The sequence below is a fragment of the Aliagarivorans taiwanensis DSM 22990 genome (assembly GCF_000429505.1).
Taxonomy (GTDB): Bacteria; Pseudomonadota; Gammaproteobacteria; order Enterobacterales; family Celerinatantimonadaceae; genus Aliagarivorans; species Aliagarivorans taiwanensis.
In genome coordinates, this window is the sequence record NZ_KE386912.1 from 100,897 (window position 1) to 109,905 (window position 9,009).

The window sequence follows — 9,009 nt, forward strand, 5'->3', positions numbered from 1 at the left end:
AACCATGTACCGTACAATTCTGGTTCCGGTAGATCTATCGGAGGATGGCTTCTCCGACAAGGTAATTAAGCAAGCCGCACAACTGCTCGATAACGACGGGCAACTGTGGCTGCTTAATGTAGTACCCGGTTATCAAATGCCAATGGTCGGTTCGTTCTTCCCCAAAGGCAGCTTTGAGCACTTTGGTAAAGTGGCCAAGCAGCAACTCAAGGAGTTTGCCGATAAGCACCTAGGCGACAGCGGGCTCAACTACAGCCTGCTTGTCAAAGAAGGTAAGCCTGCTGATGTGATCCTCAAGTACGCGGCCAAACACAAGGTAGAACTTATCGCCTTGGCCAGCCACAAGCATTCTCGCGTCAGCGAGGGGATGCTGGGCTCGGTCGCCAATAAAGTGGTATCGCGCGCACCGATACCGGTGTTGGTGGTCAAGTAACTTATTAGGGATAGCCAGCTGGTTATCCCTTTGTTTTTCTTGCCAATAGCTAACAGACGCCTTATTTTCTAAGCCATTCGAACAAGCGTTCTTAGCGCTGGTGGATTGTTGTAGGGAATACTCAATGCGTACTGAAAATCTGGCGCTGTTTATCAGCGTGGTGCAACACGGTAGCTTCTCGTCGGTGGCGAAGCTCAACGATCTGCCTCGGGCCAATGTAAGCCGCCGTATCGCCGAGCTAGAAGAAGAGCTGGGCGTGACCTTGTTTAACCGCACCACCCGTCATCTAAGCCTGACCCCAATCGGCCAGCTCTACTACAATGACATCACTGTGGCGATGGATGCCCTCGACCAGGCCCATAACAACTTAAAGGCGGCCAATGAAGTGCCCTCTGGCAAGGTCAAGTTCGGCCTGCCCCCCAGCTCTGATATGCGCACCACCAAGTTGATTGGGGACTTTCAGGCGCTCTACCCAGAAATTGAGATCGAGCTGTTTATGACATCTGGCAGCTACAGTAACTTCCACCAACTAGGCTTAGATGTGGCACTACATGCTGGCGAGCTCACCCCATCCGATCTGGTGGTGCAAAAGTTTGCTGAGTTCTCCAGTCGCATTGTTGCTAGCCCGCAGTTTATCGAACAGCACGGGGTGCCAATGGAACTGGCCGCTCTCGCGCACCTACCTTGCGTGTGCCTGCGTTGGCCCGATGGTGAGTTAGAAGACGAGTGGGAGACCTTAAAAGGCAAGGTCAAGGTGCAACGCAAGCTCACCACTAACAGTCTGGGCTTACTACTGAAAATTGTACTTGATGGGCAGGCTGCCGGCTTTATCCCCGACCTGATCTCGCACTTTCATATTGATAGCGGAGAACTTATCAATATCCTTCCGCAATACCAGTCGGCCCCCACCAATGCCTACATCGTGTTCCCCAAGCGCGACGGCTTGCCGCTCGCCAACCAGCTGTTCATTGACTATCTGAAAGCGGAATTGCCCAGCAGCGTTAGATTGACACGTTCAATGTGACGCTGAGTATTGCCTCTAAACACTATTAGATACAAAGTGACTGCTTTACACTACTTCACTATCCAGTATTGGAGAGCGTAAGTATGTCTATCAGTTCTTCTCAGCTAAGCATCATCGGCTTTTCATTGCTGGCATTGAGCGCATGCGAGAGCAAGGTAGAAACCGCCGATAAGCACCCACACTCGGTGCAAGTTATCACGGTCAACACTTCCATGATCCAGTCAAATCAGCGGCTTTGTCTGCCCAGATCGGCACTAACCGAAATGCATGGCTTGCCGCTGGTTTATCTGGCTGAGCACAACCAAGCCGTCCCAGTGGTGGTAGATGAGCTGGAGGTGCGCGCCAAACAAGCGTGTATACGCACCACCATCCAACTCGGCCAAAAAGTGATCCTAGCCGGCAACAACGACCTTAAGCCCTATAGCGAGTTAGGTATACTGATAGAGGCGGAACGATGATAATTACCGGGAAGCGACATCCTCATCATGCGGATAACGTCCAACAACTGGACAGCCTCCCTGCGTTACCGCTCCTTGATTTAGACCACTAGATCGGCGGCACAGTGCCTTTCACGAGGGACCGGCAAATCTCGCTGAACAAGCTTCTTGAGGTTGCTAGGGGATATCGGTTTAGCGAGATAAACTGTTAGTTGCTGTAACAAGACTCACTCCACGCGACCGCCTAGCGGTGGCGGGTTACTTTTTGATTTTGGGGACGCCACATGGATATCGATGGAAACCTGATCCACATCAGCTCCTTTTTTGCGTTTAACTTAGGCATTATCGTGCTGTTTATTGGTCGCCGTTTGACCAAGCAGATCAACGTTCTCGGCCAGTTCAATATTCCCGAGCCGGTCAGCGGCGGTCTGCTGGTATCGGTGTTGATCGCACTGTTCTATGCCACCAGCGGCTATGAGATCAGCTTCGATCTCAGAAGTCGCGATATCTTGCTGGTGTACTTCTTTACCACCATTGGTATCAACGCCAGTCTCGGCGATCTGCTCAAGGGCGGCAAGCCGCTGGTTATCTTGCTGGTGATTACCATCAGCTATATGTTCCTGCAAAACTTCACCGGCATCGGCGTAGCCAGCCTGTTTGGCCTGCCACATTCAGTGGGGCTGCTAGGCGGTAGCGTGTCGCTGATCGGCGGCCACGGTACCGCCATTGCCTGGGCACCGCGGATCAGCGAGAACTTTGGCGTAACCAACGCCATGGAGATCGGCATCGCCTGCGCCACCTTCGGTCTGATTCTGGCAAGCCTGATGGGCGGCCCTATCGCCCAGTTCCTGATCAAGCGCCACAACCTCAGCCCTAGCGAAGACGAGCCCTTGGACGTGGGCGTGGATGAAGGTGATGACGCGCAGAAGATCACTGCACTGGGCTTTCTCGACGCCCTGTTCGCACTCCACGTGTGTATGGTGGTTGGCTTTATTCTCAATGAATCGCTCGATGCTGCTGGCCTACAACTGCCGCTGTTTGTTACCTGCCTGTTCGCCGGTATCTTGATAACCAATTTTATCCCTAAGTCATTCCCCCGCTTCTCTGGTACTCAATGGCCTGCGCGTCAGCCGGCGATAGCCCTTATCTCCGAGATTGCCCTCGGTACCTTCCTGGCGATGTCGTTGATGAGCATGCAGCTGTGGACTCTGATTGACTTGGCCGGTCCCATCTTTGCCATTCTTACCGCCCAGTTTGTGATAGCAGTGGCAGTAAACCTGCTGATCGTGTTCCCAGCAATGGGCAAGAACTATGATGCCGCGGTGGTATGTGCCGGCTTTGGCGGTATCTCGCTGGGCTCTACCCCCACAGCGATGGCCAATATGTCAGCGGTGGCTCAGCGTTACGGCAACTCGCATCAGGCCTTTATCGTGGTGCCCTTGGTATGCGCCTTCTTTATCGATATCGCCAATGCCTTTATCATTCCTTGGTTACTTGGTTAGGTAAGCTGGAGCGTTATATTGAAACCACACAATTCACCCAAACCGCATGCGCGAATATTGCTGTGCGCCTTCTTGGTACTACTCTCGGGCTGCTCCAGCCCACCGCCCAGGCAAGCTTCGTTGGAATCGGAGCGGCTCAACCCACTGGGGGTAGAGGGCTTGCGATACTGGGATGGCGACAACGAGAATGTCAGCAACTACGACATTCTCGCTGAAGTCCTTGAGTTTATCGATGACAAAGGCGCCAACTCCCATATCCATCATCTGGCCTTATCAGGTGGTGGGGTTAACGGAGCCTTCTCTGCGGGTATATTGAATGGCTGGAGCGCCACAGAAACACGACCTGAGTTTGATGTGGTCAGTGGCATATCAACCGGTGCAATTGTGTCACTGTTCGCCTATCTGGGAAGCGATTATGACCAACAGCTGCGTCGTTATTACACCGATACCGCTCCCAGCGAAATGTTCAAGCTTAACTCCTTGTTTCGGGTGTTCTCGGGTAACTCACTAATCAATACCGAAGGGTTTGAGCACAAGGTGCGTGCGGCCATTGATATGCCGATGCTGGAACAGTTAGCGGTAGAACGCGCAAAAGGCCGCTTACTGCTGATCGGCACCACCAGCCTGGACAACGAGAAACTGGCCATTTGGGATATCGGGCGGATTGCGCAAGTGGGTTCGGCCCAAGCACAAACCTTGATACAGGATATTGTGATTGCCAGCAGCTCCATCCCCGGCGCCTTCCCAGCCAAGCTGATCAGCATTGACGATGGCCAGCAGCATTTTGATGAGCTGCATGTCGATGGAGGGGTATCGCGGCAAGTTTTTTTGATCCCTCAATGGCTCCGCTACGACCAGCATAGCGGTCATCTAAACCAGACTATCTATGTCATCCGCAATGGCTCGCTCAGCCCACGATACCAAGTGGTCAGCAACGATTTGAAGACCATTTCTTCGCGCTCGCTATCAACCCTTATCCGCAATCAAGGGATTGGTGATGTGGAATATATCTACTTCTATAGCCAACACCACGGACTCGACTTCCAGCTGGCACATATCGAACTGGACTTCGACGCTGAGGAGCTCGATCCCCACCACTTGGATTATATGCGCAGTCTCTATGACTACGGCTATCACAAAGCGCTGAATCAGCAACTGTGGCTGACGCAGCCGCCCAGTATCGGCCAGCAGTAAGCGGTATACCCAAACAACCTCAAGATGCAGGATTCAGAAGAGCTCATTGGCAATTGGCGAGCAGGCAGGACATAGCAGATAACTAAATCGCAGATACAAAAAAGGCCCGCGTTAGCGAGCCTTTGATGTTTGGTGGAGCTACGCGGGATCGAACCGCGGACCTCTTGCATGCCATGCAAGCGCTCTCCCAGCTGAGCTATAGCCCCGAAATCTCGGAAGTGTATTTGGTGGAGCTACGCGGGATCGAACCGCGGACCTCTTGCATGCCATGCAAGCGCTCTCCCAGCTGAGCTATAGCCCCAAACACACTGGCTGCTTTAGGGCTGTGCCCTGAAAGCGATGCGAATAATACGAATGCCGGTTTAGTGAGTCAACTCTTTTTGTAAAAAGGCTGATTGTTTGCACACTTTCTACTCATTGCGGTGGTAATTGCAGGTTTTCTGTTTGCGCGGCAGTGAAATTAAACACTTAGGTCACTGGTGCTGCCTAGCTATGATCGTCCAATCGGAACTGCGCCACCACCCGCTTGCCTTCATCGAAATACGCCACCGACGAACACAGGGCCTGCACGAGCTGGATCCCGCGCCCACTCAGATCGCCAGAGCCAGGCTCATCTATGGACTCGGGTTCGAAGCCCTTGCCGTTATGGCTCAGCTCCACGCTAAAGCCCGGCTCCGGTAGCTTGGTAAACTCCAGCTTGATATGGATCTTGGCCTTGGTCAGCTCATTCAGTGCCTGCTCGCGCAGCTGGTAGTAGTGGGCAAACCCCAGCTCGTCTTGCTTCACCGAGGAGTCCAGCTCCAACAGACCATGCTCCAGGGCGTTGCTAAACAGGTCACTAACCACCGCCGCCAACAGCCCTGAGTTAGTCTCGCCAATCCCCAGCTCTTCGAGTACCGGCATCATCAGTGACACTGGCGATGCTTTAGCCAGGCTACGCCCCTGCAAGGTCATCTGCCATTGCCAGTCATCGAGGTCGAGTACCTCCGGCTCACTGTGTTTAGGCGGTGGCGAATTGTTGCTCAGGGTAATTGGTACGTGCACCAAAGACTGGTCATCGGCCTGGGGGACATCTTCGCAGAACTGCGCCAAGGATTGCTCGATGGCCGGGATCAGGTTGGCGAGATCCTCGCCGCCATTTAAGCACGCAAGCAAGCGCTCTTCGCCAAAGGCATGCTCTTGCTCATTAACCGCTTCTACCACCCCATCGCTAAACAGCAACAGGTGCTGCTGCTTGTTCACCGACACTTGATTGAACTCAATGCTGATCTCGCGGCTGATCCCCAGCGCTATCGACTCTGCCGCAAAGCGCTGGCTGACTTGGCCATTTTCGAACAGCCACGCATCGGGCATACCAGCATTAAACACCCGCAGCATATTGGTGTTGCGCGAGATCACCACCATGGTACAGGCCATAAACATATGAATAGGCAGTACCTGATGTAGCCGTTTGTTGATTCGCCGAATAATCTGTTTGGCGCTAAAGCCGCGCCGAGTCAGACCGTGGAACAGCTCAGCCACCGGGGTACTGGCAATCGCCGCTTGCAAGCCGTGGCCGGTGAAATCGCCCAACAAGATATGCTGGTCGCCATTGGGGCTGTACTCGGTAAAGACCACGTCGCCGGAGAAGATGGCGGCGCTTTTTATCGAGAAGTTGATATCGGCAAGGGCATGGGGCGAGCTGGCAATCATGCCGCTGAATACCCGCTGCGCCATCCGCTCGTCCTGTTGCATCTGCTTGTGTAGCTCAGCCAGTTCGTTGTGCAGGCGGCGGGTGCGCTCAAAGCCCAGCGCCTTGGCTTTGAGGACTGACTGGTTAACCGGCTTAAACAGGATGTCGTCGCCACCACAGGCGATACAGCTTACCAGCGCTTCGACTTCGTTTAGGGAGGTCACAAACAGTACCGGTACAAAGCGTTCACCGGCGAGGGTTTTGATCTGACGGGTTGCCGCAAAGCCATCCAGCTCGGGCATCATCACGTCCATAAAGACGATATCGACGGTTTGCGCGGCAAACATCTCCACCGCCACCAAGCCGTTCTCCGCCTCCAGCACGTCGTAGCCCATCTGCACCAGCACACGGCACAGCAAGGTACGGTTGATCTTGGTGTCGTCGACCACCAATGCCACTCCCTTGGCTGGACGCTCTAAGAAGGAGAGGACATTGGGTTCCAAAGTTAGCTCTCGATTTTGATTAACTTATCGAAATTGGCAACTTCTAATACCTTGAGGATGGCTGGCGAGGGCCGGCGGATCACCAGATCGCGGGCTTGGGATTTTTCGGCATGTTCTTTAAGCAGCAGCATCATGCCCAGCGCAGAGCTGTCCATGTATTCAGCAGCGCTAAGATCGAGCACCAACAGCATGCCGTCAATGGCTTGGTCCTTGTAGCTGCAACGAAAATCTTGATGCTTAGAGTAGTCAAAACGGCCTTCGACGGTTATCACCAATTCACCGTCTTCGCTGTTAAGCCGGCTTTGAATCGACATTGTCACTCCTTGTACTCCGTCCATTAGCTAACAGTATGACTTTCTTAGTAATCGGTCAATATGCTCTAGAAGCATACAAGTAAAATTACTGAGTTGCCAAAGGCTAATGATAGTTTTCATTAATTCACGTAAGACAGCGCATAAAATACAAAAAAGGCGACCATCGGGCCGCCTCTTCATCAACTAACGCATCTTAGATGCTGGCCTTGTAGGCCTTATACGCTTTATCGAGCGACTTAGCCTGCTTCTTGCTCACACCAATGTGACCCAGTGCCACGCGCAAACGCGCGCGTGTCAGATCTGAGCCCAGCACTACCATTGCGTCCACCACCGAAGTCGAGCTGGTTTTACCGGTAATTGCTACAAAGATTGGCTCCAGGAAGTCGCGGATCTTAAGCTCCAGATGGCCCGACAACTGCTTAGCCACGCCAAACACGGTGTCTTTGTCCCAGCTGCGCTGCTCTTCCAGCTGCCAGATAAACATTTGTAGCAATGGGCGCACTTGCTCCACATCCAGCTTGCCGGTAGTTAACAGCTCAGGGTCGTACTCCGGCAGACCTGATACAAAGTGACCAGCCAGCGGCGCAAGATCGCTAAAGGTTTCCATACGCGGCTTGGCTTGCTCAAGGATGCTCAGCAGGGTCTCTTTGTTGTAAGCCCACTCCACCAAGCGCTCAACCAACTGCTCGTCGCTCAGCTCTTCGCGGATCCACAGGCCGTTGAGCCATTTCAGCTTCTCAACGTCGAATACCGGGCCGCCCAGTGACACACGCTTCATATCGAAGTTAGCGATCATCTCATCAAGGGAGAACTTTTCACGCTCATCGGGCATTGACCAGCCCATACGGCCCAAGTAGTTGAGCAGCGCTTCTGGCATAAAACCCATCTTGCGGTAGTAGTTCACGCTGGTTGGGTTCTTACGCTTACTTAGCTTGCTCTTATCCGGGTTACGCAGCAATGGCATATGGCCCAGCTCTGGCGCTTCCCAACCGAGGTCTTCGTATAGCTTAAGCAGCTTAGGCGCAGAGTTTAGCCACTCTTCACCACGGAATACGTGGGTGATGCCCATCAGATGGTCGTCTACCACGTTCGCCAGGAAGTAAGTTGGCAGACCATCGGCCTTCATCAGCACCTGCATGTCCACCTGCTCCCATGGAATTTCCACTTCGCCACGCAGATAATCGGTGAACTTAAAGCTGCCCGACTCTGGCACCTTCATACGGATCACATAAGGCTTGCCTTCTGCCAGGTTGGCTGCAATCTCTTCAGCAGTCAGCTTCAGGCCACGACCGTCGTATTTAGGCTGCAGGCCTTCGGCCATTTGCGCCTTGCGCATCTCCTCCAGCTCTTCGGCGGTAGCGAAGCAGTAGAAGGCCTTGCCTTCATCAATGAGCTGCTTAGCATACTGCTGGTAGATCTCGCTGCGCTCACTTTGACGGTAAGGACCACGATCGCCGCCGCAATCCGGCCCCTCGTCCCAGTTCAGACCCAACCACTTCAGGCTGTCGTAGATGGCCTGCTCGGATTCACGCGAGCTACGCGCCTGATCGGTATCTTCGATACGCAGGATAAACTCGCCGCCGTGCTGTTTGGCAAAGCAGTAGTTAAACAGGGCGATATAGGCGGTACCGACATGGGGATCACCGGTAGGTGACGGTGCGACACGAGTACGTACAGTCATGATTCTTCTCTATATAAAGCGGACTTATCAATTGCGGCGGATTTTAACACAGATTTTTCGCCGCCACAGGCCATGCATCGCTGCTTTTCGTGACTTTTATCTGAGTCTTAGGGCCTGTTTTTAGGCTATTATGCTCGACTATTCGCCGCTAATGGATGTTTTTTGCGCGAACGCGATTATCTACCAAAAATCCGCTTGACCCAATCATAGGGGATAGGTAGTATTCGCCTCCGTTGAGAGGGCACAGCC

General features: G+C 53.3%; 8 protein-coding genes and 2 tRNA genes. 5 read left to right on the forward strand and 5 right to left on the reverse strand.

The window, feature by feature from the left end; genetic code table 11:
* The first annotated feature begins 4 nt into the window (after positions 1 to 4).
* The 5 genes from G462_RS0121110 (at position 5) to G462_RS0121130 (ending at position 4,590) form a co-directional block, all read left to right on the forward strand.
* The gene (locus G462_RS0121110) at positions 5 to 433 is read left to right on the forward strand and encodes a universal stress protein (protein WP_026960729.1); all 429 of its coding nucleotides are present in this window, start codon (positions 5 to 7) and stop codon (positions 431 to 433) included.
* 124 nt (positions 434 to 557) lie between these two features.
* On the forward strand, positions 558 to 1,457 hold the full coding sequence (locus G462_RS0121115; protein ID WP_026960730.1) for a LysR family transcriptional regulator: 900 nt from the start codon (positions 558 to 560) through the stop codon (positions 1,455 to 1,457).
* 83 nt (positions 1,458 to 1,540) lie between these two features.
* On the forward strand, positions 1,541 to 1,915 hold the full coding sequence (locus tag G462_RS0121120; RefSeq protein ID WP_026960731.1) for a hypothetical protein: 375 nt from the start codon (positions 1,541 to 1,543) through the stop codon (positions 1,913 to 1,915).
* Between the two features lie 263 nt (positions 1,916 to 2,178).
* Complete coding sequence (gene gltS / locus G462_RS0121125) at positions 2,179 to 3,396, forward strand: sodium/glutamate symporter (RefSeq protein ID WP_026960732.1); 1,218 nt, start codon at positions 2,179 to 2,181, stop codon at positions 3,394 to 3,396.
* A gap of 18 nt (positions 3,397 to 3,414) precedes the next feature.
* Positions 3,415 to 4,590 carry a patatin-like phospholipase family protein gene (locus G462_RS0121130; RefSeq protein ID WP_051326913.1) on the forward strand — a complete coding sequence of 392 codons (1,176 nt, stop codon included), beginning with the start codon at positions 3,415 to 3,417 and terminating at the stop codon, positions 4,588 to 4,590.
* 130 nt (positions 4,591 to 4,720) lie between these two features.
* Here the strand turns inward: G462_RS0121130 and G462_RS0121135 are convergent.
* The 5 genes from G462_RS0121135 to gltX all read right to left on the reverse strand — a co-directional run bounded on the left by G462_RS0121135 (position 4,721) and on the right by gltX (position 8,760).
* Positions 4,721 to 4,796, reverse strand: a tRNA-Ala gene (locus G462_RS0121135).
* Between the two features lie 19 nt (positions 4,797 to 4,815).
* Positions 4,816 to 4,891 (reverse strand) — tRNA-Ala (locus G462_RS0121140).
* 185 nt (positions 4,892 to 5,076) lie between these two features.
* Positions 5,077 to 6,765: a fused response regulator/phosphatase gene (locus G462_RS0121145; RefSeq protein WP_084405182.1), complete on the reverse strand. Its 1,689-nt coding sequence runs from the start codon at positions 6,763 to 6,765 to the stop codon at positions 5,077 to 5,079.
* Between the two features lie 2 nt (positions 6,766 to 6,767).
* Positions 6,768 to 7,079: an STAS domain-containing protein gene (locus G462_RS0121150; protein ID WP_026960735.1), complete on the reverse strand. Its 312-nt coding sequence runs from the start codon at positions 7,077 to 7,079 to the stop codon at positions 6,768 to 6,770.
* A 193-nt stretch (positions 7,080 to 7,272) separates the two neighbouring features.
* The gene (gene gltX / locus G462_RS0121155) at positions 7,273 to 8,760 is read right to left on the reverse strand and encodes a glutamate--tRNA ligase (protein WP_026960736.1); all 1,488 of its coding nucleotides are present in this window, start codon (positions 8,758 to 8,760) and stop codon (positions 7,273 to 7,275) included.
* Positions 8,761 to 9,009: the final 249 nt, after the last annotated feature.